The organism is Rufibacter radiotolerans, assembly GCF_001078055.1.
GTDB lineage: Bacteria > Bacteroidota > Bacteroidia > Cytophagales > Hymenobacteraceae > Nibribacter > Nibribacter radiotolerans.
Genome location: NZ_CP010777.1, coordinates 3496368 through 3519217 on the forward strand (window position 1 = coordinate 3496368; position 22850 = coordinate 3519217).

Sequence of the window (22850 nt, forward strand, 5' to 3'; positions counted from 1 at the left end):
GTCTTGGGTGAGTTACTTCTTTTTGGCTTTGTTCTTGGCCTTGAGGGACAGATTTTTCCGGGACACGTCTACGATGAAACGCTTGCGGAGCAGCGTACGGCCCAGCAGCACTGGGTACTTCAAGTCGCTGCGGTCTGAAAGGGAAAACTCGGTTTCCACCTCCTGCCCGTGAATAATGATCTTAGTACGGATAATGTAGCGCTCCTGCACATCACCGAAAGAACTTTTTACGTTCCGGAGCGAAAAATCTGTGAATTCAAAGGCCTTATGGTTATAGGCAGGGTGCCGGTCATCTAACAATTCAAAGTGAATGGCGCGCTGCCCGTCCGGCTGGTTTACCTCCCGTATGTTATTGCAGTGGATGGATGAGGTAAAGGCGCCTGTATCTACCTTAGCCTCTATCTCAAACAGCTCCAGCTCCGGAAAATCAACCATTTCGCGGCGGCCTATAATACTTTTCTCAGGACTTTTCTTTTTCATAGTAGCTCATTTCCGGCACCGGTGAAAACGCGTTTTGGGCCTGTTTTCAGGAAAACGGCTCTAAAACGGCAAAGGGGTTGAACACTCAGTTTGGGGCCGATTTAAAGAAAACGAGCCATAAACAGAGTCTGCTCTCCTTTTCTGTCCTTTTGGAAAAATCTTGTGGGCAAGCTGTAACAGGTTTACTAAAGCGCTTTTCCAGTTCGCCAACAATATCCTTTCAGAATGACAGAAAGAGGGGCAATATAAAAAGAAAAGGAGCCATACTCGTAAGTATAGACTCCTTTCCGAACTCAAATTTTATATTACTTTTTGCCGGTGTAGATAATGCGGTAGATGGCGTCGTTCATGTCATCTGAGATCAGCATAGAGCCGTCTGGCATCAGTTCCACGTCTACGGGGCGGCCCCACTCCTTGCCGTTCTGCAACCAACCGGAGGCAAACGGCACAAAGCTGGACTGGCCCTGGGCATTGGTGCGCACCAGACTCACGCGGTAGCCAATCTTCTCGGTGCGGTTCCAGGAGCCGTGCTCGGCCAGGAAGATCTGGTTTTTGTATGTGTCTGGGAACATGGTGCCGGTGTAGAACTCCATGCCCAGCGTGCCGCCATGCGGATTAAGCTTCTGCACGGGCGCCACGTAGTCTGCGCATTTCTTGCCTTTGCCAAACTCGGGGTCCAGGATCTCACCGGCATGGCAGAACGGGTAGCCAAAATGCAGGCCTTTCTTTGGGGCGCGGTTCAGTTCATCGGGTGGCAGGTTGTCGCCCATCAGGTCACGGCCGTTGTCGGTGAACCAGAGTTCCTTTGTAGTGGGGTGCCAGTCAAAGCCAACGGTGTTACGCACGCCATGGGCGAATACCTCCAGGCCTGAGCCGTCTGGGTTCATGCGCGTGATGGAGGCGAACACCGGGTCTTTACTGAGGCAGATGTTGCAGGGCGCGCCCACCGGCACGTAGAGTTTGTCATCGGGCCCGAAGGCGATGTATTTCCAGCCGTGGTGTTCCTCCGTAGGGAATTTATCATAAACCACCACCGGCTTAGGCGGGTTCTTGAGGTTGGCGGCTATGTTGTCATAACGGGTGATTCGGCTGATCTCGGCTACGTACAGGGCGCCGTTACGCAGGGCCACGCCGTTGGGCATCTTCAGGCCTTTGGCCAGCACAATGACCTCGTCTACCTTGCCGTCTTTGTTCTTGTCTGGCAGCGCGTACACGTTGCCTTTGTCGCGGGAACCCACGTACAGCGTGCCATCGGGGCCCAGCACCATGGAGCGGGCGTTCTCTACTTTCTGGGCATAGTAACTGATCTGGAAACCGTCTGGGAGCGTGATCTTGGCCAGGTTGGCATCGGTGGCCGGCTTTTCGGTTACGTTTTCTGAGAGCGTGTCCTCGGCCGCAGCCGAAGGCGTTTCCCCTTTGTCTGTGGTGGCTGGGGTATCTGTTTTGGAGTTACAGCCCGCCAGGCATAAAAGAACCAGAAGGCTCGCGCTTAAATTAGTGAGAAGTGTTTTTTTCATAGTCAGGTGATAGTTGAAGGTGTTGGTTTATTATGAGGTGGCTTTCCGGTTTTTCCGGAGCCAGGTGGCCACTGTGTATAGCAGATTGGTATGGCCGGTTTGCAAGACTACCAGTTCATGCTTTTCCAGTTGATTGAGGAACTCCTGCAGCCGGTCTTGGGAGATGATTTGGTCATACTTGCCCAGAAACACGGTCACCTCAATGTGGCTGTTGTTAAGGATGCGTACAATTTTACGGATGTCAAAGGTAAGGTTACTGAAGCCGGTCCAGCTACGGTATACGCGCATTCTTTTCTGCGGCGAGTCCATCTGCCAATTGGCGAATTTCACCAGACCCGAACTCACCCACTTTTTACGCTCCAGCCAGTTTAGCGTCTTAAAGAAGCGGGTGGGCCGCAGCACAATGCCCTTGAACACGCCCTGCAGCCAACCCGGGTAGGTAGCAAGGCTATAGAGCAAATGCGTTCTGATACCGTCTGGGGCAATAAGGTACAGTTCGTCTATCTGGTCATGGAACTTCTCCAGCGTAGCCAGCGCGAACTTGCCGCCCATACTAAACGCCATCACCGAGAACCGCCCAATTTCTTCCTTCTCCAGTAACTGTTGAATAAACTCCTGCAGTTTTCTTTTAGACAGCGGCTGGTCTGCCTTGCTGAGCGAGCTTTGCCCATGAAAGAACAGGTCAACCGCATACACCGTGTAGTCTGGCTGCAGCGTGCGCGCCATGGCGTCATAATAGTGTCCTTCCTGTCCGTACCCATGAAACGCCACCAGCGCCTTGGGCCCGTTACCCATGACGCGGTAATGTAGTTTAGAGGATTTGAGTTGGATGAAGGACACGGATTGGTGACTGGAATTAGATGTATCAGGTCTCGGGCGCAAGTTATTGACCAAAGAAGTTTCTTCTACGGATAAAGTTTGGGCAAGAGTTGTTTTAGGGGCGTTTTTCTGAAAAGAGGGTGGAAACAGGATGTTCCGTAATTCACCAAACCAATAAAGTCCTAGCTTAACTTTGCGACTATCCGCTTCCAGTTTTGCATATACAGAGTAGCCGCCCAGATGAATATACTGCTCAACCAAAGGAAGTATCCTACTCCCCTCGAGGTAATTGGGCCCATGGTACCACTTTCAGCAGCTAACACCTCTTTCCAGAAAAGGAAATCTAACGCTAAAAGAAAAGCAATACCAATGGTTGAAAGAGCATTTTTATCATTCTTCAAGGCAAAAATGATTGAAAAAATATATAACGGGTTTGCAAGCCATATCACCCATTCAAGTAGTCCTCCACCGGCAATGGACATTCCTCCCATGAAAACGAGAAGCCAACCCTCTATGGATTGTACCTGCTCTTGGTACACATAGGAAAAGCCTACCTGGGTAAGTGAGATGGCATACAAAACTAAACTAATACCCAAAAGAACTTTTTGTCTGGAGGAAAGCACCTCCAGCTTAACCATTTGCCCCATTTCGTTAGTTGCCTTCTAATTACTTATTCTCCACAATCGTCACCCGGCTACTCCGGCCTGCGGCGTCAAAAACGGCCAGGGAAATTTTACCTTTCTCTCCAATAGGCCCGGTATATACTTTGCTCTTAATGGTAGGCACGGAGCCGTTGGTGGTGTAGCGAATGGTAAAACCAGGCAGTTGCACGTTGGCTATTACTTTTCCGTTTTCCACTTTGGCGCCCACCGTGGGTATGCGGTAATTGAAGCCTCCGGCGTAATAGCTCAGGCGCGGCAGCTCGCGTTTGCCCAGCACGTTCACAAAGGCAGACCAGTCTTTGGCGTAAGCCGCCTTGCTTTGATCAGATTCGGGGTTGGTGACCCAGGCAGGATCTGGGGCCCAGGCCCGTTCGGCTAAGCCCAGAAGTTTAGGCAGCAGCATGTACTCCAGGCGTTCGGGGGTGCGCACGGCTTCGCTCCAGAGCGGGGCCTGAAGGCCTACAATGTTGGCGCGGGCCTCGGGCTTCAACTGCTCTTTGCTAGCATAGGACGACAGTACCGTGGCCGAGAGCGGTTGGTTGTCTTCACTTACCCGCATGCTTTTCATGTAGTCAAAGGGATTAAAGTAGAAGGTCTTGTCCAGGTCCACGTAACCTCCCCAGTTATGGCCGGGCTCATCATACTCCCGCTGGTAAGCCAGGTCCAGGTAATAGTGCGACACATTGGTCAGGACCACCTTGTAGCCGGCGTTGGCCATGCGGTAGGCCAGGTCAATGTTACTGCCCTGGTTGTTCCAGACGTCCACATGGAAGTTCTCCTTTACAAAATCGGGGTTAGGCACGTAACTCAGGCGGCCGTTGGTGCGCACCTTGCTCAGGCCAATTTCCTCCCAGCCAGACAGGTACAGGTTACGCGCCTTGAGCATATCGTTCACCTTCCCGAAGAAGTAATACCACAGATCATCCACGGTCTTCACCTTGGGGTTACTGGCCATAAGGTTCTGCGCCACCGGCGACTTTTCCCACACGCCGTTGGGCACCTCGTCTCCCCCGAAGTGGATGGTCTCAATAGGCGCGCCGGCTTCTTTGTACATGGCCAGCAACTCATCGGTTACCTTCTCCAAAAAAGCATAGGTAGACGGCAGGGCCACGTTCATGACGTTGTCATTGAAATACTGCACCGACCGATACTGTGATTTATCATTCACATCGCGCAGCATGTATTGCTCGGCTTCGGCCTTTTTGCCTGCTTTCATGAGGCGCTCATAGCGGGCATCCATAGATTTGACGGCGGCCCGGGCATGGCCTGGGGTCTCTATCTCCGGAATCACTTTTATGTGCCGGTCCATGGCATATTTCAGGATCTCAATAAAGTCTTTTTTGCTATAGTACCCGCTGCCCGTAGAGGTAGCCGCGTCAGGCCCCGAAGCCAGGGCCGGAATCAGGAATTCCTTCTCATCCAGCGTGTGGCCCCGGCGGGCGCCTACCTGCGTAAGTTCGGGCAGGCCCGGAATCTCAATCCGCCAGCCCTCATCATCATTCAGGTGGAAATGGAGCACGTTGAGTTTGTACAAGGCCATCAAATCCAACACCTTCAAGACCTGCTCTTTCTTCTGGAAATTACGCACCACGTCCATCATGAACGCCCGGTGCCCAAACCGGGGCGTGTCTTTCACCAGCACCCCGGCTACGGCCACAGAGGTTTGTTTTTTGGCTAAAGCCGAAGGAGGAAGCAAGGTCTTCAGCGATTGGGTCCCGTAAAAAGCCCCGGCTGGCGTGGTGGCAGAGATCAGGATCTCCTGCGGACTCACGGCCAGTTCATACCCCTCGGGCCCCAGGCCTATCTTCTGCTGCAACCTGATGGACTTGCCAGCGCCCGTGGTGGTAACGGCTGGCTTTTTCCCGAAAACCGTGGCCAGGTGACCGGCCAGCAAATTGGCTTCTTTCTGGAAAGCCTGGTCCGTGACTACCGGCACGGCGCCCGTTAAGGTAAAGTCCTGTCCGGTTTCCTGGTACTCCGTGGGCGTAGGAAACACTTTGGTCAGCTTCTCGGCTGGCAGGTCTTTGATGGTGGTGTTTTGCTCGTAAATTCCTTCGGGCTTAATCCAGTTGATGCTGTTATGAGTAGGCTTTTTGATTTCCACCGCTATGGGGTGCCCCTGGGTTTTAGTGTCATCATAGACCAGGTAAAAGCCTTTGGGTGTGCGGTAGTCATTCGGGATCTGGCCGGCGGCCACAAACTCAATGCGCTGCGTGCCCCCGGCTGGAATGGCCTTGAAAGCAGCAGTAGGTTCCATGCGCAGCAGGTCGCCGTTGATGGCCTCTACCTTTACCGGGGCAGGGGTTTCCTTCGCCTTGAACGAAGGGGTGGAATGGAAATAAAGGCTCCAGCCCGTGGCCGTCAAAGGCACCGTGCCCGTGTTCTTAATGGTGAGCGCCGACAGCGTTTGGTTTTTGCCCTGGTATTTCTCTTCTACCACTTCCCAGGTAAGCCGAATCTGTTTGGGCTGTACTTTTTTAGCGCCCGTCTGGGCCTGCGCGGCAGCGACAAGGGAGAAAACGCTTAACAGGGTAAAGAGGAGGTGCTTCATGAGGGAGACTTTTTTACTTGAAAGGAAACGCAATTGAATCTGCAAGGAGAAGAAGCCGCCACCTCAAATGGCACAGCCCTCCCCTTTCGGATGCTTAAATATATCACAACTGGCCCAGATTCCTGCTTCCCGAGCGGTTTATTGCAAATACCCTGCCCGGTCTTAGTCACCAGGGTAATGGTGGTAAAAGACAAAAATCCGTTTTGGGCCTGTTTTCTGTAAAACAGGCCCAAAACGGATTTCCTTTCCCTGCCGCAAGTTTAGCGACCGCGTAACTTGTGGCTTGCCATTTAGTAAGTTTATAAACTTACGTACTCTATCCAGTACTTCTAACTTGCTTTCTAAGAGGAATAAGGGAGTTGAAAACTCCCTCCTATGAAAAACCACAAGTTACGCTACCGCTAAACTTGCGGCAGGCTTTTCTGTTTTGGGCCTGTTTTCAGTAAAACAGGCCCAAAACAGAAAAGCTATAGACTGGACACGCCCCCAGACACAATGAACTTCATCATCTCCCCGCTTGGGATGTCCAGGTAGGTGACATTCTCCCGGTCCACCAGAAAGAGCTCACCCGAGAAGTTGTAGGAGTGCGGGAAATAGACAGCCACTTTTTCTGGCAGGTGAATTGCTTCCATGGAGGGCTGCGTCACAAACCCCAGTTTAAAGGTATCCTGGTACTGGGTCATCTTGACCAGCACCGGTTGGTTGAATTTCTGGTTCTCGCCCACAAAGGCGTCAAATAGGTCTTTGAGCGAGGAATAGATCATGCTCACCAGGGGCAGGCGGTTCATGACGCGCTCCGTGATCACCAGAAACGGCTTTACCAGGAACGAAGAACCCACAAAGCCCACAATGGTCACAAGCAGGATAATCAAAAGCAGGCCTACGCCGGGGTACTCCAGCCAGAAAAGATCATCCAGCCAATTGATGATGGCAACAATAATGTAAACGGTAAGCGAGATGGGGGCTACAATCAGAAAGCCATTTAAAAAATAGCGAAGCAGTCGTTTCATGTTCAGGAAGATAGGAAAAAAGCCCCGTCTCCGGGGCTTTCCAATATACTCATTCTCTAATATTTTGTTTTTAGGGCTACTCCGCTACCGGGTGGCGCTGCGCCTGAATGGCGTCTGCCACTTCCTGCATCAGCCACATGGGCGTAGACGTGGCGCCGCAGATGCCCACCGAGGCCGCGTCTTTAAACCAGGCCATGTCCAGTTCCTGGGCGTTCTCCACAAAGTAGCTGTTCGGGTTTACCCGCTGGCACACCGCGTACAGGGCCTTGCCGTTAGAGCTTTTCTTACCACTCACAAAGATGACCACGTCATGCAGCTGCGCAAACTTGTCCAGTTGCGGCTCACGGTTAGAGACCTGGCGGCAGATGCTGTCGTTGGCGTCCAGATTGAAGGTCTCCATGCCGCTGTTGCGGGCCGCGGCCACGCGCTCCTCAATCAGCTCCTTCATCTTGTAGAAGCCTTTAGTGCTCTTGGTGGTCTGGCTGAACAGCGTGATGGGGCGGGTATAATCCAGTTGGTCCAGGTCTTCCTCGGTAGTAACCACAATGGCCTCGTTACGGGTCTGGCCGGCTAAGCCAATCACCTCGGCGTGGCCTTGCTGCCCATAAAGTACAATCTGGCCGTTCTGGGTTTTTACGTTGTCATAGGCGTGCTTCACGCGGTTCTGTAGTTTAAGCACCACAGGGCAAGAGGCGTCAATCAGTTCCAGGTTATTCTCCAGGGCGGTCTGGTAGGTTTCGGGCGGTTCGCCGTGCGCCCTGATCAGGACCTTGCAGTCCCGGAGTTCCTGCAGCTGCTCGCGGTCAATGATGCGCAGGCCCTTGTTGTAGAGGCGCTGCACCTCCATGCTGTTGTGCACAATGTCACCCAGGCAATACAGTTCCTGCACTTCCTCCAACTCATCTTCGGCCATCTGAATGGCGAACTCTACCCCAAAACAGTAGCCTGAGTTTTTATCTATGGTTACATTCATATTAAGGACACCAATATCAAGTGGACCAAAAGCGTGCTACGGCCCTGGGGTTTTACTTATCTTTTTAACAAATCAATTACCGGGCTAGTTCTATCTGCACCTGGGCAGAGGCCACTAGATCCAGTACAAAATCTACCTGTTCGTCAATGGTGATGTGCGAGGTGTCCAGCAAATGGGCGTCCTCAGCGCGGCGCAACGGGCTCTCGGCACGGGTAGAGTCAATGTGGTCGCGCTTCTTCAGGTTCTGCACAATCTCGTCATAAGGTACCAGTTGGCCTTTCTCCAGCAACTCTTCCTGGCGTCGGCGGGCGCGGGTGTCCACATCGGCGGTCATGAAGACCTTCACCTCGGCATCTGGGAAAACGGCAGTGCCAATGTCGCGGCCGTCCATGACCACGCCGCGGCGCTTGCCCATTTTCTTCTGCTCGGCCACCATGGCGTGCCGCACAGGGGCCAGCACGCTCACCTCGCTCACCTTCTCAGAAATGTACATTTTCCTGATTTCGTCTTCCACGTTCAGGCCGTTCAAAAACACCTCGTTGCGGCCGTTCTTGGGGTTTCTATGGAAGGTGACTTCAATGTTGTTCAAGGCTTCCTGCACCTTTTTGGGGTTGGTGAGGTCTATGTAATGCTCCAGAAAATACAAAGTAACTGCCCGGTACATAGCCCCGGTATCAATGTACGCGTACCCTAATTCTTTTGCCACTTGCTTGGCGGTGGTGCTTTTACCGCACGAGGAGTGCCCGTCAAGAGCTACTACAATCTTCTTCATACCTTTCCTTAGGGAAATTGAGGATTAGCAATCTTTGGTGGGGCAGGGAATTCCCTTGCCCGAACGTTGTTGACGCTGGTAACTTTTGGTCTTCTTGCTCAACGAGGACGAAGATTTGTGCGTACAGGCAGGGCTTACCGCCCCCAGTGCCAGGCACCAAATCAACCCAAAGGAAAAAAACTTTCTCAAAACCATTAACTTTGGACGCAAAGATACACGTTATCTGCCGGAACCGCCACGGGATTTTATAACCATCTCGGTTTCGGGCCTGTTTTTCTCAAAACTCCTCTAAAACACACCTCATGGCAACACCCAGGTTTTTCAAAGTAAGCGGCAACATTATAGATGTGTTGCGGCAGGAGATTTTCCAGGGCACCGTAGAGGTGATGGATGGCCAGATTGTCCGCATTGTGCGGGAACCCGTCACCCAAACGCAGTACCTGCTGCCCGGGTTCATTGACGCCCACGTGCACGTAGAGAGCTCTATGCTGGTGCCCTCTGAGTTTGCGCGCCTGGCCGTGGTGCACGGCACGGTGGCTACCGTCTCAGACCCGCATGAGATTGGCAACGTGCTGGGCCTCAAAGGGGTGGAATACATGCTGGACAACGGCAAGAAAGTACCGTTCAAGTTTTTCTTCGGGGCCCCGTCCTGCGTGCCGGCCACGCCCTTTGAGACGGCGGGCGCCGAAATAACGCCCGAAGACATTGAGGAATTGTTTCTGCGGCCCGAGGTGAAGTACCTGGCCGAGATGATGAATTGGCCCGGCGTCCTGCACCAGGACGAGCTGGTGATGCAGAAAATAACCCTGGCCCAGAAGTTTGACAAGCAGGTAGACGGCCACGCCCCCGGCCTGCGGGGCGACCAGGCCGCTGCCTACGCCGCCGCTGGCATCACCACCGACCATGAGTGCTTCACCGCCGACGAGGCCCTGGACAAGCTGGCCGTAGGCATGAAGATCTTGATACGGGAAGGCAGCGCCGCCAAGAACTTTGAGGCCCTCATTGAGCTGCTCTCAGAGCACTCCGCTAACATCATGTTCTGCTCAGATGACAAGCACCCAGACAACCTGGTGGAAAGCCACATCAATGAACTGGTGAAGCGCGCCCTGGCCAAAGGCCACGACCTGTTCCACATTCTGCAGGCCGCCTGCGTGAACCCGGTGCGGCACTACAAGCTGGAGGTGGGCCTACTTCAGGAGAAAGACCCCGCCGATTTCATTGTCATTGACAACCCCCAGGACTTCAATATCCTGCAAACCTATATCAACGGCAAGCTGGTGGCCGAAAACGGAAAGACCAAGATTGAATTCACGCCCAGTGAGGTCATCAACAACTTCCATGCGGAGCGCAAAACCGTAGAGCAATTCCGGCTGCCCGCCGAAGGGCCTACCCGCATACGCGTGATTGAACCCTATGACGGGCAACTGATCACCGGCTTGGTGACCACTGACGGTAAGCTGGAAAACGGCAACCTGGTGAGCGATGTGAAATTTGACATCCTGAAGATGACCGTGGTAAACCGCTATCAGAACGCTGAACCCGCTATCGCCTTTATCAAGAACTTCGGGCTCAAGCGCGGGGCCATTGCCTCCAGCGTGGGCCATGATTCTCATAACATTATTGCCGTGGGCGCGGATGATGAAAGCATTTGCCGCGCCGTGAACCTGCTCATTGACGCCAAAGGCGGCATCTCAGTGGTAGACGGTGCCCGCGAGGAAATTCTTCCCCTGCCCGTAGCGGGTATCATGTCCGCCGAAGACGGCTACTGGGTGGCGGAGCAATACGCCAAGCTGGACCGCGCCGCCAAAGACCTGGGCTCTACCCTCAACTCGCCCTTCATGACCCTTTCCTTTATGGCCCTATTGGTGATTCCTGCCCTAAAGCTCTCAGACAAAGGCCTGTTTGACGGCCAGAACTTCCAGTTTGTAGACGTGATAGCTGATGAGTAGTAAAGAGAGATAGCTCATTGGCGTTTCAAGGCTGTTTTGCGGAAAACATGCTCAAAACAGGCTATTGGTCAGCACGAGTAGTCATCCTGGCCTTCAAGGTGGAACGAAACGCCTGCAAAAGATAGGTGGTTAGAATGAACTTCAAAGGGGTAACGGAAAGCGTGAGTCCCGGAAGTAAATCCGCGCCGTAGAGGGCAGTATTCTCCTTCTATTTTTTTATTGTCATCCTGAAAGGACCTTGTGGGCGAACTGGAAAAGCGGAAGAGTTTGCGCTTCTACAGCTTACCCACCAGGTCCTTTCAGGAGGACATATGGGGCATACGCTCCCTTAGATATCCTTACTTCTTTCCTGCGGGCAGCAACCATTCCGGGGTAGGGCAGTAAGCAACTAGAGGGTTTAGCAGGAGGCCAGGGAAATATATCTGCCTCTCCCCTGACCAGGTCATTTATTCCCAACAGCTTGATTACAGAAATTCTTCTATTTTTAGTGGGGGTGGCGGTAAGCGCTTTCGGGACGATGGTGGGCTTTGGGGGCGGGGTGTTTCTGGTGCCCATCCTGATCATTTTCTTCCAGTTTCCTATTGAGCTGGCCATTGGCAGTGCCATGTGCGCCTTGCTTCCGGGGGCGCTGGTCGCGTCTATCTTCAACTTCCGGGAGAAAAGTATTGATTACGTGGTGGCCTCTCTGCTGCAGTTGCCGGCCATGCTGGGAACCGTGATCGGGGCTTTTCTGGTGGCCTACATTCCGGTGCTTCCCATGCAGGTGTTCTTTGCCTTGTTTGTGCTATCCATTGGTATTTACATGCTGGCCACCTACCGCAAGGTACAGACCCGCCAGCGCGGCATGATGTACCGCATTAACCGCATGCCCACTTCCTTTATCCGGAAGAACCACCCCAGGCACCTGGCCTACCGGCTGAACGGCAGCCTGATGGCGTTTCTGGGACTGTGCACGGGCGTTATTGCCGGTCTGTTTGGGATTGGGGGCGGCTTTCTCCAGACGCCCATTATGATCAAGGCTTTCAACATCCCCTCGCAGATTGCTATCTCCACCTCCTTGTTTATTCTGATCATTACCAGCCTTTCCGGCATCTCCTCGCACTATTGGCTGGGCAATATTGACTGGAACCAAAGCATTCCTTTAATGCTGGCCTTCGCGGTGGGGGCGTTGCTGGGGAATATCCTCAAAAAAAGGCAAGCCACTACCTCCCGCAAATCGTCTGAACGGCTTATTGGCATTGGGCTGGTCTTGGCCGGGGCCAGCGTGATCATCCATATCTTCCTCAAATACGAATTCTAGCGCATCGGCTTGCCCGGTTACCCTTTTACCAGACAAAGCGTTTTAGGGCCGTTTTCTTGAAAACAGGCCTAAAACGCTTTGCCCAGATGCTGACAGGTTAGCCTTCCTTCTCCTGGAAATAGGTATCCAGCAGATACTGCACCTTCTCTTCGTTGAGGGGCTTGGTAAGGTAGGCAATGTGGCCGGCGGCGGCGCGTTCGGTGTCCTGGTTGTGCTCTGAGGTAGTGAGCAGGGCCAGCACCACGTCCTTGCGGAAACCCGGGTCCAGCTTCTCAAACAGTGACAGGAACTCAAACCCATCCATGACCGGCATGTTAATGTCCAGCAGGATAAGGGCAGGCTTGAAATAGTCCGTGGACTGCGTCTCTACGTGGCCCTGGCTTACGGCATACAGGTAGTCAAAGGCCAGTTTCCCGTTCCGGAATTCCTTGATCTTGTCTGTGATCTTCATCCTGCTGAGCAGGCGGTGGTTGAGGAAGTTATTGGTATCATCATCGTCAATGAGCAATACACCGTCTAATTTTTTCATACGCGTGTGGCGGTAGCTTTAAGATGGTTCACAAAATACAGCCGGAAAGTGGTGCCTTCGCCTATCACGCTCTCCACCTCTACCTTGCCGCGGTTGTTCTCCATAATTCGTTTTATGATGTAAAGTCCTACGCCGCTGCCTTCTACGTGGTCATGGAACCGCCGGAACAAGGAGAACAACTGAGGACCGTATTTAGTTATATCAATACCAATGCCGTTGTCCTGCACTTTCAGGACAATGTAGCCCTCTTCCAGCGCAGAGGATAGGAAAATCTGCAGGGGCCGTTGGGGCTCACGGTACTTGATGGAGTTAGAAAGCAGGTTGTACAGCAGGCTGAAGAGGTTGTCTTTGGAGAAAAACACCTCGGGCGCGGCCGAGAAATCTACCTGCAGGTCTGCCCCGGAGGTCTGTAAGTGCTCGGCTAGGCGGGCTTTCACCTGTGCCAGCACCTCCACAAAGGGCACCATGTCCATTTTTGACTCTTCCAGCGGTTTCTGGATGCGGCTTACCTCGGTTAGGTTGTTGAGCTTGCGGTGAATGCGGGCCACGGAGTCATCTAAGCGGGCAAAGAGTTGGTTCAGCTCTGGGTTATCTGGCGGCAGGTCTTCCCTGATGGCCTCCACCAGCCCGCTCACGTTCAGAACCGGCCCTTTTAAATCGCGGGAGGCGTAGTAGACAAAGTCGTCCAGGTCGGCGTTTTTCTTTATCAGCTGGTAATTCTTGGCCATGAGCTTTTTCTCAGCGCGCTGGCGTTTCTTGATCTCCTCTTCCAGGTCGCGGTTGGCGGTGATCCATTGGGCGCTGCGCTCTTGCACCTGCTTCTCCAGCTCCTGCTTAGACTCCTGCAGCGCTAGCTCTATTCTCTGGCGTTCTTCTATCTGCTCGCGCAGGGCGGCATTGTTTCGGCTCAGTTGCCGCAGGCTGGGAATGGCCAGCAGGTTGGGAATGGCCTTGAAGAGCATGATAGCCGCCACGTTGGCAATAAGGCCCAGCACCAGTTTCACTATGAGCAAAGGCTCCAGCCAGCGGTCATTCACCCAGAAACTGAACAGGTGCACAATGCCGCCCATAAGGGCGATGACCCCGAATAAGAGTAGTACCAGCTTGCGTTCCCGGTCTTCGCGTTTAAAGGTGAGGTAGAAAAGAATAGCCGCCACCATGAGAAAAGCGGTGACCACCAGAAGCTCACTGGCCAGAAACAGACCTTCCAGCCCTTTGGCCTTGGCAGAAACGCTTGAGGGTATTTGTTGGGGTAATTGATAAAGAAGCACGGTTCTGTCCATGAAAAGTATAATCTGAATAAAAACGGCCTACTACCCTATAATGTTTCCTTGCCCATGGCCAGCTCCTCAAATGTAGCATAAAGCGACAAAGGTTAAAAACCAGAATCGGTCTCCCACTCTCAAAAAGCAGAAGACCGATTCTTACCTGTTTTCAGGAAAACGGCTCTAAAACAGGAATTAGTCCAGGTAGCCCTGCTCGCGCATCCAGTCATCATTGTAGATCTTGCCCAGGTACCGGGTGCCGTGGTCTGGCAACACCACCACCAGCACATCATTCTCAGAGAGGTGCTCGCGGGCGTATTCCAGGGCGCCGTACACGGCAGAACCGCAAGACCAGCCCACAAATAGTCCTTCTTCCTTGGCCAGGCGGCGGGTCATGAGGGCACTGTCTTTATCGGTTACCTTAATGAAGGTGTCAATGAGGTCAAAGTTCACGTTCTTGGGCAGGATGTCTTCGCCAATCCCCTCGGTTTTGTAGGGGTAGATCTCATTCTCGTCAAAGATGCCGGTCTCTTTGTATTTCTTGAACACAGAGCCGTAGGTGTCCAGGCCTACTACTTTAATGTCTGGGTTCTGCTCTTTCAGGTATTTTGAGATACCGCAGATGGTGCCACCGGTGCCTACCCCCGCCGCGAAGCAGGTGATCTTTCCTTCGGTCTGTTTCCAGATCTCGGGGCCGCTGGTGTCATAGTGCGCCGCGGTGTTGGAGAGGTTGTCATACTGGTTGGGGTAGAACGAGTTGGGAATCTCCTGGTTCAGGCGCTTGGCCACCGAATAATAGGAATCTGGGTGCTCGGGGGCCACGTTGGTAGGGCAAACAATCACCTCGGCGCCCACAGCCTTCAGAATATCCACCTTCTCCTTGCTCTGCTTGTCAGACATGGTGAAGATGCACTTGTAGCCTTTGGCGATGGCGGCCAGGGCCAGGCCCATACCGGTGTTCCCGGAGGTGCCCTCAATAATGGTTCCGCCTGGTTTCAGGATGCCCGCCTTCTCGGCGTCTTCTACCATGCGCAGCGCCATACGGTCTTTCACCGAGTTACCCGGGTTGAAATACTCCACTTTGGCCAGCACGGTGGCTTTTATGCCGTCTGTGACGCTATTCAACTTCACCAGGGGGGTGTTGCCAATGGCCTCAATAATATTGTTGAAATACATAGTTTTAAGAGTGATGGGTGAAGGGGAGCAAAGGTGACCAGGCGTCACCGGCGCAACCGCCCTGTTCTGTTGGTTTTTACCTATTTAACCTCCTGCAAAACGCAGCTGCAAAGGTAACCAAAATTTTTAAGACCTGCCGGGCCGGGGCCGGGCGCGCTTACCAACGGGGGTCATAGAAGCTGGTGGTGTCTCTAAAGAACCGGTTATAGCGCAGGCGGGCCTGCCTAATGGAGTCCTGCCGGATGATGAGTCGCTCCAGCTGTTTCTGCCGTTCACGCTCCTCCATGAGTTTAGCCACGCGGCTACGTTGCCGGCCCTCCTTAGAAAACTGCTCATACAAAAACGTAAGCGGACTTATAAGCGGGTCTGCGGGCGCGGGAGACCCGGGCGGCACCAGGAAAATTGGAATATTGGGGTTTAACCGGGGTTTGGGCGGCGCAGGCCGGGGTTTCATGTTCCGCAGCACGCGGTCTACTTTCTCTGGGGTAGCCTGTTGCGACACCTTCACCTCCTTTAACTGCACGGTTTCCTGCTGCAGCAGAATGTTCACCCGCAGCTCCGTGACGCTGCGCAGGGCGGGCACGTACGTTTTCTCTTTGTAACCCAGCGCCCTAAACACCAGCGTGTCTGAGGCCGGTATCTGCAGCCGGAAGGCGCCGTGCTCATTGGTGGCCACCCCCTGCCCGGTGCTTTTCTGGTAGACAGAGGCCCCCGCAATAGGTGACTTGTCTTTTTCCTGCAATACCTGGCCGCTTACCCAGATGCTGTGCCCTGCGGTTTGAGCTGCTCCCTCCTGCGCTACCAGAAGGCCAAGAACCAAGAAAAACAAGAAGCCTAAACGCTTGACCATACAGTAGCAGAGGAGCAATAACCTTAATAGAAAAAGGCCTACCCTTCTTACTGGGCAGGCCTTTCAAAGATAGCTAGAGAACGGTTAGTTCTCCAGTTTTATTTTAGTGTCACCAGACTTGTATTTCACTTCGCCCTTCTCACGTTTTATTTTGGCGTTATCGGTTTTGATTTTAGACTCGTCGCCGTCTCTTTTCACCTTGGTATCGCCGGCCTTTATCTTGGCCTCATCACCGTCTACTTTCATTTTAGACCCGTCCTGGGCTTTGTGCTTCAACTCATAACCATAGTACTTGTTACGGTTGCTTTCATAGGCCTTGAACTGCTCTGGGGTAAGCAGGCCTTTCACTTCCATGTCTACGTTGGTATTCAAAGACTCCAGCTCATTGTAATAGGTGGTAGGATAGTCCTCGGGGTAGCCGGTTACTTCCATGTTGCCTTGCGTGCTCACGCCGCTGTCTGCCACCATCATGTCACTGGTGTTGTCTGCGGCGTACCCGGCGCTGCGGTTGGTGCTGCTGTAGCGGGTCTCCAGCTCGTTCATGTGCCGGGCCCGGTTGTAGAGCACCGTTCTTATGCGGGCCTGGGTGGCGGTATCCAGGCGCAGGTCCTGTGACATCTGCGAGGTCATGCGGTTGGCCCGTTCCCGGTACTCCGCGTCATAGTTATAGGTGGTGGCGGTACTGTCAGTAGTAGCCCCCGATGCGTTGTCTGGCGTGCTGCTATCATTGTTCTGGGTTTCTGTTGAAGTGCCGGCGTCTTCACGGCAGGCTGTAAAAGACATTGCCCCTACCACCATCAAAATCAAAAACTGCTTTTTCATAATTTCTTATCTTAAAGGAAACATCTGGTCCTACTCATCACTTGTCTCCCCTTGGTACGGCAACCAAAGGCCCAGGTTATATACAAGTTGCACTTTCCCCACAAACTTGCTTACAAGCCAGCAAACCATAAAGAGCGCTTTAAAATAAAAATTTCCTGTTTTAGGGCTGTTTTACCAAAAACAGCCCTAAAACAGGAATTGCACTCTCACGTTTCGTTTTCAGGTAAAATTTATCTTCCGGCCATGGGCCGAGCCACCTTACGCCTGGCTGCGCCTGAACTCAAACACCGTAATCTCCGGTAGAAAGCCCACGCGCCCGTGGTACCCCAGAAAGCCCAGCCCCACGTTCACGTAGAGAAACTGCTTCCCGTTCTGGTAGAGCCCTGACCACTGTTTGTACACATACTGCACCGGGCTCCACTTAAACCCGGGAATGTTCACGCCAAATTGCATGCCGTGGGTATGGCCCGAGAGGGAAAGGTCAATGTCTTTGTAGTGTTGGTTCACTTCGCCGTCCCAGTGCGAGGGATCATGGGTGAGCAGGATCTTGAACGGCAGGTGCTCAGATCCGGCGTGGGCCCTGGACAGGCTTCCGTACTTAGGGAAATGCATGCGCATGCCCCAGTTCTCCACACCCAGCAGCCCAATCTTCTCGCCGTTGCGCTCCAGCACCCGGTGCTCGTTCAGGAGCAGGTCCCAGCCGGCGCGGCGGTGGTGTTGCTTGAGCGTGTTCAGGTTCTGGATCTTGGCCTCATGGTTGGGCCAGGCCACGTAATCGCCGTAGTCATGGTTGCCTAAGATAGAGTACACCCCGTTGGGCGCCTTGATTTTGGCCAGGATATCCAGGTACGGTTCTACCTCAGAGGCCACGTTGTTGACCAGGTCCCCGGTGAAGACCACCACATCGGCGGCCTGCTGATTGATGAGGGCCACCGCTTTCTCCAGCGGCTCCCCGGAATGGAAGCTACCTGAGTGCATATCTGTGATCTGCAGCAGCTTGAACCCATGGAAAGAGGCCGGCAGGTTGGCAAACTCCAGGGTCACTTTCTTTACCTGGTAATCATAGGCGCCCTTCACCATGCCCCAGATGAGCGTCCCGAAGGGGATAGCGCCCATCACCAGCGCCATTTGGCTCAAAAACGTATGTCTGGACAGATCAAACCGGGGCTTCTCTGGTCCGCGCACCGCGTTAGACACCCACTGCACCAACCGGATGCCATCATCCAGCAGCAGGAAAAGCACCACCACCAGCTTAGACACGAACAGGATAAAGAGCAGGTTGGCCACCTCCATGCGCACCGGGTTGGGGGCTGTGCCCCGAGTCAAAAGCGCTACCAGCAGCGTGCCCAGGGTGAACAGGCTGAGCGACCAGTAGCCCACAAAAATGGCCCTCCTGAGCAGGAAAGGCAACCCTACCGACACGGTGCGCACCGCCTGGAAAACGTAGACGTCTATGAGAAAGACAAGTAAAAGTGTGAGGATCAAACGAACCATAAGAATCTAAAGGCAGATATAAGGCAAAGAAACATGTTGCTACAAGAAAAGGTGTACGGGAAATTGCGTTGCGGCGGTGAACTATTTGCGGGCATAGAGAATTGTACTGAAAATTTCAACCTGATTGCCTGATCACTAACCTTTTGCCTATGTCAACAGTTTACGCTCCTGCCCCGCTTTCCATAAAATCCTGGGCCGAGGAAGACCGCCCCCGTGAGAAGCTTCTGCTCAAAGGCCGTGCCGCCCTCTCAGACGCCGAGCTCATTGGCATTCTCATTGGCTCCGGCACGCCTAAACTGAGCGCCGTAGACGTGGCCAAGCTGATTCTGGCCGCGGTAGACAATGATTTGAACGCCCTGGCCCGCCTCACGGTCAAGGAACTGCAGAAGCACAAGGGCATCGGTGAAGCCAAGGCCATCTCTATTGTGAGCGCCCTGGAACTGGGCCGAAGACGCAAAGAGGCCGCCCCCGCCGTAAAAACCCGCATTACCTGCTCCACTGACATCTACGACTACATCAAGCCCCACCTCCTGGACCTGCCCCACGAGGAGTTCTGGATCATTCTCCTCAACCGTGCCAACACCATCATGAAGAAAATACAGATCAGTACCGGAGGCGTGGCCGGCACCGTGGCCGATCCCAAACTCATCTTCAAGCACGCCCTGGAAAACCTGGCCAGCGCCATCATTCTGGTGCACAACCATCCTTCGGGCCAGCTAAAACCCAGCGCGGCTGATATCTCCCTCACCAAAAAACTGCAGGAAGCCGGAAAGGTTTTGGATCTCCCCATTCTGGACCACCTCATCTTCACCGACAGCAGCTACTACAGCTTCGCGGATGAGGACCTTTTGTGATGGCTGGTTGTTAATTGTTGATTGTTTTAATTTGGAAAGGGCGGCTGCTGAAAAGTGGCTGCCTTTTGTTTTGGGCGTGTTTTTGGGAAAACAGGCTCAAAATGCCATTCCAGAATTGTAGCGGCGTTACACTGTAACGCCGTGGTGCTACGCAGCAAAGCCGCCTCAGAATACTGAAAAACCTCATTTTGCAAAAAGATTTCTGCTGTGTATTAAGGCCTGTTCTTGTGGAGACGTTTCAGTGTCATATAACCACAGCGTTACAGTGTAACGCCGCTACATCTCTCCTTCTTTAGAAAAACAGGCCCAAAACGGCTTCTTTCTCCACCGTATCATTTTCTTTCCGACCTTTGCGCGCTCAACCTGCCTTAGTTCATGAAAGGATTCAGATACATTATCATTATCGGCGTGCTGCTCATTATGGGTTACCTGCTCAAGGACCTGTTTTTCAACGATGAAAGCTACAACCTTGCCGTGCAGAAATTTCGGCAAAACAAAGACCTCACCTTCCATAGCGTTTCCCGCTCTCCCCTGCCAGACACCTTGCGCCGCGCCTTTACCGGGTTAAAGTATTATGAACCCTCCCGGGACTATGAAATCTCCGCAGACTTTAAAGCAGAAGAGCGCCCCGAACCCGTAGCCATGGCCATGAGCACCGGCGACAAGGAACCTTATTTCGTAAAAGGCAAGGCCTCCTTTGAGCTGGACGGCCAGACCCACACCCTTACCCTTTACCAGAAAGCCGGCGCTACCTCAGACAGCCTTTTCATCCCCTTCACCGACCAAACCAATGGCTTCGAGACCTACGGCGGCGGCCGTTACTTAGACGCTATTCCTCTCGGCCAGACGATTATCCTGGACTTCAACAAGGCCTACAATCCCTTCTGTGCCTACAACCCAGAATACGCCTGCCCCATGCCACCTGCTGAGAATCGCCTTAAGGTGAAGATTCCGGCTGGTGAGAAGGAATATGCTAAGAAGGATTAGCAGTTGGTTGTTAGTAGTTAGTTCTTAGCGATACAATTTCAGATAACTAAAACACTCACTGGCCCGTGGCTCCCGGTGAGTCTGGAGACTCAATTCATCCCATGTCACGAGTCTGGAGACTCGCGCCAGATAGTAATACCGCCCGCTCCAAAGACCTCGTAGCGTACGGAGGTCCTGCGAGTGTCTGTGCCAATTTCCTCCACCTTCCCAAAACTTGAAAACCCGTTTTCAGCCTGTTTTCCAGAAAACGGCCTTAAAACGCATCATTCCTACCGCCTTTTCCTAGACCACCACCCTCTCCCCGCCACAAAAATTCCCTCCTTTACACCCATGTTTACCAGTTTTTGGTAATTTTGAAAATTGTAGCCGCAAAACGGCTTCTGGTGGGGCATGTCCGCACCTTTCATAATCAGAGAACCAACACCATGCGCATATCCCTTGATTGGCTTAAAACCTTAATTGCTATAGATAAACCCGCCCTAGAAGTGGGCAAACTCCTCACAGATGCCGGCCTGGAAGTAGAAGGCATTGACATTGTGGAGGCGGTTCCCGGCGGCTTGCAGGGCATGGTTATTGGTGAAGTGCTTACCTGCGCCAAGCACCCCGATGCCGATAAACTGAGCGTAACTACCGTAGACACCGGCGACGGTGAACCCAAACACATTGTCTGCGGCGCGGCCAACGTGGCAGCGGGTCAGAAAGTGGTGATTGCTACCGTGGGCGCTACCCTGTACCCGGCGGGCGGCGAGCCGTTCCAGATCAAGAAATCAAAGATAAGAGGCGCCGTGTCTGAAGGCATGATCTGCGCCGAGGACGAGATTGGCCTGGGCCATGACCACTCGGGCATCATGGTACTGGATACCGATCTGCCCAACGGTACCCCGGCAGCCCAGTTCTTCGGACTGGCCTCTGACGAGGTGTTTGAGATCGGCCTCACGCCTAACCGCGCCGATGCCGCCTCGCACCTGGGTGTTGCCCGCGACCTGCAGGCCTTGCTCAAGACGCCGTATCAGTTACCAGACCTAAGTAGCTTCCAGGTTGCTAACACCAGCCTGCCTATCTCCGTGGAGATTGAGAACCCCGAGGCTTGTCCGCGCTACGCCGGGGTGAGCATCTCGGGTGTGACCGTGCAGGAGTCGCCGAAGTGGTTGCAGCAGCGGCTGCGGGCTATTGGCCTGTCGCCGATCAACAACGTGGTAGATGTGACCAATTACGTGCTGCACGAGTTGGGCCAGCCTATGCACGCCTTTGACGCCGCCAAAATCAAGGGTGGTAAAATCATTGTAAAGAATGCTAACGAGGGCGCCAAGTTCACCACCCTGGACAGCATGGAGCGCACCCTGCGCGCCGAGGACCTGACCATCAGCAACGCCGAGGAACCGATGGTGCTGGCGGGCGTGTTCGGCGGTTTGCAGGCAGGCGTAACTGAGGCGACCCAGAGCATTTTCCTGGAAAGCGCTTACTTCTCCCCGGCCGGCATTAGAAAAACCTCGCAGACCCACGGCCTGAAGACCGATTCTTCGTTCCGTTACGAACGCGGCACCGATCCTGAGATGGTGATTACCGCCTTGAAACGCGCCGCCCTGTTGATTCAGGAAGTGGCCGGCGGTGAAATTTCCTCTGAGATTGTAGACGTCTACCCTACTCCTATTGAACCAAGGCAGATACAAATCAGCTACGCGCGGGTGCACCAACTTATTGGTCAGCACATCGGCGAAGCCAGAATCAAAGAGATCTTAACGGACCTGGGCATGGGCTTGGCCGAAGAAACTGCGGAGGACCTGCTATTGAATATTCCGGCTTATAAAGTAGACGTGACCCGCGAAGCCGATGTGGTGGAAGAGGTGCTGCGCATTTACGGCTACAACAATATTACCCTGAGCGAGAACCTGGCGGCCAGCTATCTGGCCAAGTTCCCCAACCCGGATCCAGAGGTAACTACAGCCCGTATTGGTGATGCCCTGGCGGCCAACGGCTTTCTGGAGACCATCACCAACTCGCTCACCAACTCCAACTATTACAAAGACGCTGAGGGCAACACTCCGGCCGAACTGGTGCCTATCCTGAACTACAACTCTGAGGACCTGGATGCCATGCGCCTGACATTGGTGTACTCGGGTTTGGAGGTGCTGCGCCACAACATTAACCGCCGCCAGCGCGACCTCAAGATCTTTGAGATTGGCAAGACCTACCGCAAAGACGGCGAGAAATACAAAGAGAACAATTACCTGGCGCTGTTCATGACCGGTAACCGAGCCGCCGAAAGCTGGCAGCAGGCTTCGGCCAAGGCCTCTTTCCATGACCTGGCGGGCCAGGTGCAGCAGGTGCTCACGCTTTGCCGTCAGCCTCACTTCACCACCAAGCCCACAGAACACCCTTATTTAGCGGGTGGCGTGACCTACCAGAAAGGCGACGTGACATTGGGCCACATTGGCTTGCTCAAGGAAAGCGTGTGCAAACAGGTAGACGTGAAGGAGCAGGTGTGGTACGCCGAACTGAACTGGGACTACCTGCTGCGCAACTACAAAGACAAGCTGGTGTTTGCCGAGCTGTCTAAATTCCCGGAGGTGCGCCGCGACTTGTCATTGGTGGTGGAAAAAAGTGTATCTTTTGACCAGATTAAGCAGGTGGCCCAGCGCGTGGAGCGCAAGCTGCTGCAAGATGTGAACGTGTTTGACGTCTATGAGGGAGACAAGATTGAGGCCGGCAAGAAAGCCATCGCCATCAGCGTAACCCTGCAGGACCAGAACCAGACCTTAACTGACAAAGTGATAGATTCTACCATGAGCCGTTTGATGCAACAGTTTGAGCACCAGCTAGGAGCCGTAATCAGGAAGTAA

18 protein-coding genes and 1 pseudogene are annotated in these 22850 nt (G+C 53.5%); 5 read left to right on the top strand and 14 right to left on the bottom strand.

The window, feature by feature from the left end:
• Positions 1–12 precede the first annotated feature (12 nt).
• From TH63_RS14255 to cmk, 8 genes are all read right to left on the bottom strand, one after another.
• Complete coding sequence (locus tag TH63_RS14255; protein ID WP_048921528.1) at positions 13–480, bottom strand: ATP-dependent zinc protease family protein; 468 nt, start codon at positions 478–480, stop codon at positions 13–15.
• A gap of 305 nt (positions 481–785) precedes the next feature.
• On the bottom strand, positions 786–1997 hold the full coding sequence (locus tag TH63_RS14260) for a PQQ-dependent sugar dehydrogenase (protein WP_048921529.1): 1212 nt from the start codon (positions 1995–1997) through the stop codon (positions 786–788).
• 30 nt (positions 1998–2027) lie between these two features.
• Positions 2028–2837 carry an alpha/beta hydrolase gene (locus tag TH63_RS14265; protein ID WP_048921530.1) on the bottom strand — a complete coding sequence of 270 codons (810 nt, stop codon included), beginning with the start codon at positions 2835–2837 and terminating at the stop codon, positions 2028–2030.
• A 161-nt stretch (positions 2838–2998) separates the two neighbouring features.
• A complete protein-coding gene (locus TH63_RS14270; protein ID WP_156180628.1) occupies positions 2999–3454 on the bottom strand; it encodes a hypothetical protein in 456 nt (151 codons plus the stop codon).
• A gap of 28 nt (positions 3455–3482) precedes the next feature.
• The gene (locus TH63_RS14275) at positions 3483–6029 is read right to left on the bottom strand and encodes a family 20 glycosylhydrolase (RefSeq protein ID WP_048921532.1); all 2547 of its coding nucleotides are present in this window, start codon (positions 6027–6029) and stop codon (positions 3483–3485) included.
• A 467-nt stretch (positions 6030–6496) separates the two neighbouring features.
• Positions 6497–7039 carry a DUF502 domain-containing protein gene (locus TH63_RS14280; protein ID WP_048921533.1) on the bottom strand — a complete coding sequence of 181 codons (543 nt, stop codon included), beginning with the start codon at positions 7037–7039 and terminating at the stop codon, positions 6497–6499.
• 76 nt (positions 7040–7115) lie between these two features.
• Positions 7116–8012 (bottom strand): 4-hydroxy-3-methylbut-2-enyl diphosphate reductase, encoded by an 897-nt coding sequence (locus TH63_RS14285; protein ID WP_048921534.1) that lies wholly within the window; start codon positions 8010–8012, stop codon positions 7116–7118.
• A gap of 76 nt (positions 8013–8088) precedes the next feature.
• The gene (gene cmk, locus TH63_RS14290; RefSeq protein ID WP_048921535.1) at positions 8089–8784 is read right to left on the bottom strand and encodes a (d)CMP kinase; all 696 of its coding nucleotides are present in this window, start codon (positions 8782–8784) and stop codon (positions 8089–8091) included.
• Positions 8785–9086: 302 nt separating this feature from the next.
• On the opposite strand from cmk, the gene ade reads away from it, so the two are divergent.
• A complete protein-coding gene (gene ade / locus TH63_RS14300) occupies positions 9087–10733 on the top strand; it encodes an adenine deaminase (RefSeq protein WP_048921537.1) in 1647 nt (548 codons plus the stop codon).
• Between the two features lie 460 nt (positions 10734–11193).
• On the top strand, positions 11194–12033 hold the full coding sequence (locus TH63_RS14305) for a sulfite exporter TauE/SafE family protein (RefSeq protein ID WP_231583480.1): 840 nt from the start codon (positions 11194–11196) through the stop codon (positions 12031–12033).
• A gap of 97 nt (positions 12034–12130) precedes the next feature.
• Here TH63_RS14305 and TH63_RS14310 read toward each other — a convergent pair whose 3' ends face one another.
• From TH63_RS14310 to TH63_RS14335, 6 genes and pseudogenes are all read right to left on the bottom strand, one after another.
• Entirely contained in the window at positions 12131–12562 is a 432-nt protein-coding gene (locus tag TH63_RS14310; RefSeq protein WP_048921538.1) for a response regulator, read from the bottom strand.
• Entirely contained in the window at positions 12559–13845 is a 1287-nt protein-coding gene (locus TH63_RS14315; protein ID WP_048921539.1) for a sensor histidine kinase, read from the bottom strand. The genes TH63_RS14310 and TH63_RS14315 overlap by 4 nt, the downstream gene beginning before the upstream one ends.
• 180 nt (positions 13846–14025) lie before the next feature.
• Positions 14026–15003, bottom strand: a pseudogene (locus TH63_RS14320) (PLP-dependent cysteine synthase family protein); the annotation flags it as partial.
• 157 nt (positions 15004–15160) lie between these two features.
• The gene (locus tag TH63_RS14325) at positions 15161–15853 is read right to left on the bottom strand and encodes a carboxypeptidase-like regulatory domain-containing protein (protein WP_048921541.1); all 693 of its coding nucleotides are present in this window, start codon (positions 15851–15853) and stop codon (positions 15161–15163) included.
• An 84-nt stretch (positions 15854–15937) separates the two neighbouring features.
• Positions 15938–16675, bottom strand: a complete 738-nt coding sequence (locus TH63_RS14330) for a hypothetical protein (protein ID WP_048921542.1) — start codon at positions 16673–16675, stop codon at positions 15938–15940.
• A gap of 258 nt (positions 16676–16933) precedes the next feature.
• The gene (locus TH63_RS14335; RefSeq protein WP_048921543.1) at positions 16934–18169 is read right to left on the bottom strand and encodes a metallophosphoesterase; all 1236 of its coding nucleotides are present in this window, start codon (positions 18167–18169) and stop codon (positions 16934–16936) included.
• Positions 18170–18318: 149 nt separating this feature from the next.
• Here TH63_RS14335 and radC point away from each other — a divergent pair, with 149 nt between their 5' ends.
• The 3 genes from radC to pheT all read left to right on the top strand — a co-directional run bounded on the left by radC (position 18319) and on the right by pheT (position 22850).
• Complete coding sequence (gene radC, locus TH63_RS14340; protein ID WP_048921544.1) at positions 18319–19023, top strand: RadC family protein; 705 nt, start codon at positions 18319–18321, stop codon at positions 19021–19023.
• 375 nt (positions 19024–19398) lie between these two features.
• The gene (locus tag TH63_RS14345) at positions 19399–20010 is read left to right on the top strand and encodes a DUF1684 domain-containing protein (RefSeq protein WP_048921545.1); all 612 of its coding nucleotides are present in this window, start codon (positions 19399–19401) and stop codon (positions 20008–20010) included.
• A gap of 425 nt (positions 20011–20435) precedes the next feature.
• Positions 20436–22850 carry a phenylalanine--tRNA ligase subunit beta gene (pheT, locus tag TH63_RS14350; RefSeq protein WP_048922863.1) on the top strand — a complete coding sequence of 805 codons (2415 nt, stop codon included), beginning with the start codon at positions 20436–20438 and terminating at the stop codon, positions 22848–22850.

Excerpts from the sequence above, each read along its gene's own strand:
- TH63_RS14285 (WP_048921534.1), bottom strand. The coding sequence starts at position 8,012 with ATGAATGTAACCATAGATAAAAACTCAGGCTACTGTTTTGGGGTAGAG.
- TH63_RS14330 (WP_048921542.1), bottom strand. The coding sequence starts at position 16,675 with ATGAAAAAGCAGTTTTTGATTTTGATGGTGGTAGGGGCAATGTCTTTT.
- TH63_RS14255 (WP_048921528.1), bottom strand. The coding sequence starts at position 480 with ATGAAAAAGAAAAGTCCTGAGAAAAGTATTATAGGCCGCCGCGAAATG.
- TH63_RS14260 (WP_048921529.1), bottom strand. The coding sequence starts at position 1,997 with ATGAAAAAAACACTTCTCACTAATTTAAGCGCGAGCCTTCTGGTTCTT.
- pheT (WP_048922863.1), top strand. The coding sequence starts at position 20,436 with ATGCGCATATCCCTTGATTGGCTTAAAACCTTAATTGCTATAGATAAA.
- TH63_RS14275 (WP_048921532.1), bottom strand. The coding sequence starts at position 6,029 with ATGAAGCACCTCCTCTTTACCCTGTTAAGCGTTTTCTCCCTTGTCGCT.
- TH63_RS14270 (WP_156180628.1), bottom strand. The coding sequence starts at position 3,454 with ATGGTTAAGCTGGAGGTGCTTTCCTCCAGACAAAAAGTTCTTTTGGGT.
- cmk (WP_048921535.1), bottom strand. The coding sequence starts at position 8,784 with ATGAAGAAGATTGTAGTAGCTCTTGACGGGCACTCCTCGTGCGGTAAA.
- TH63_RS14345 (WP_048921545.1), top strand. The coding sequence starts at position 19,399 with ATGAAAGGATTCAGATACATTATCATTATCGGCGTGCTGCTCATTATG.
- TH63_RS14310 (WP_048921538.1), bottom strand. The coding sequence starts at position 12,562 with ATGAAAAAATTAGACGGTGTATTGCTCATTGACGATGATGATACCAAT.
- ade (WP_048921537.1), top strand. The coding sequence starts at position 9,087 with ATGGCAACACCCAGGTTTTTCAAAGTAAGCGGCAACATTATAGATGTG.
- TH63_RS14325 (WP_048921541.1), bottom strand. The coding sequence starts at position 15,853 with ATGGTCAAGCGTTTAGGCTTCTTGTTTTTCTTGGTTCTTGGCCTTCTG.
- radC (WP_048921544.1), top strand. The coding sequence starts at position 18,319 with ATGTCAACAGTTTACGCTCCTGCCCCGCTTTCCATAAAATCCTGGGCC.
- TH63_RS14280 (WP_048921533.1), bottom strand. The coding sequence starts at position 7,039 with ATGAAACGACTGCTTCGCTATTTTTTAAATGGCTTTCTGATTGTAGCC.
- TH63_RS14315 (WP_048921539.1), bottom strand. The coding sequence starts at position 13,845 with ATGGACAGAACCGTGCTTCTTTATCAATTACCCCAACAAATACCCTCA.
- TH63_RS14335 (WP_048921543.1), bottom strand. The coding sequence starts at position 18,169 with ATGGTTCGTTTGATCCTCACACTTTTACTTGTCTTTCTCATAGACGTC.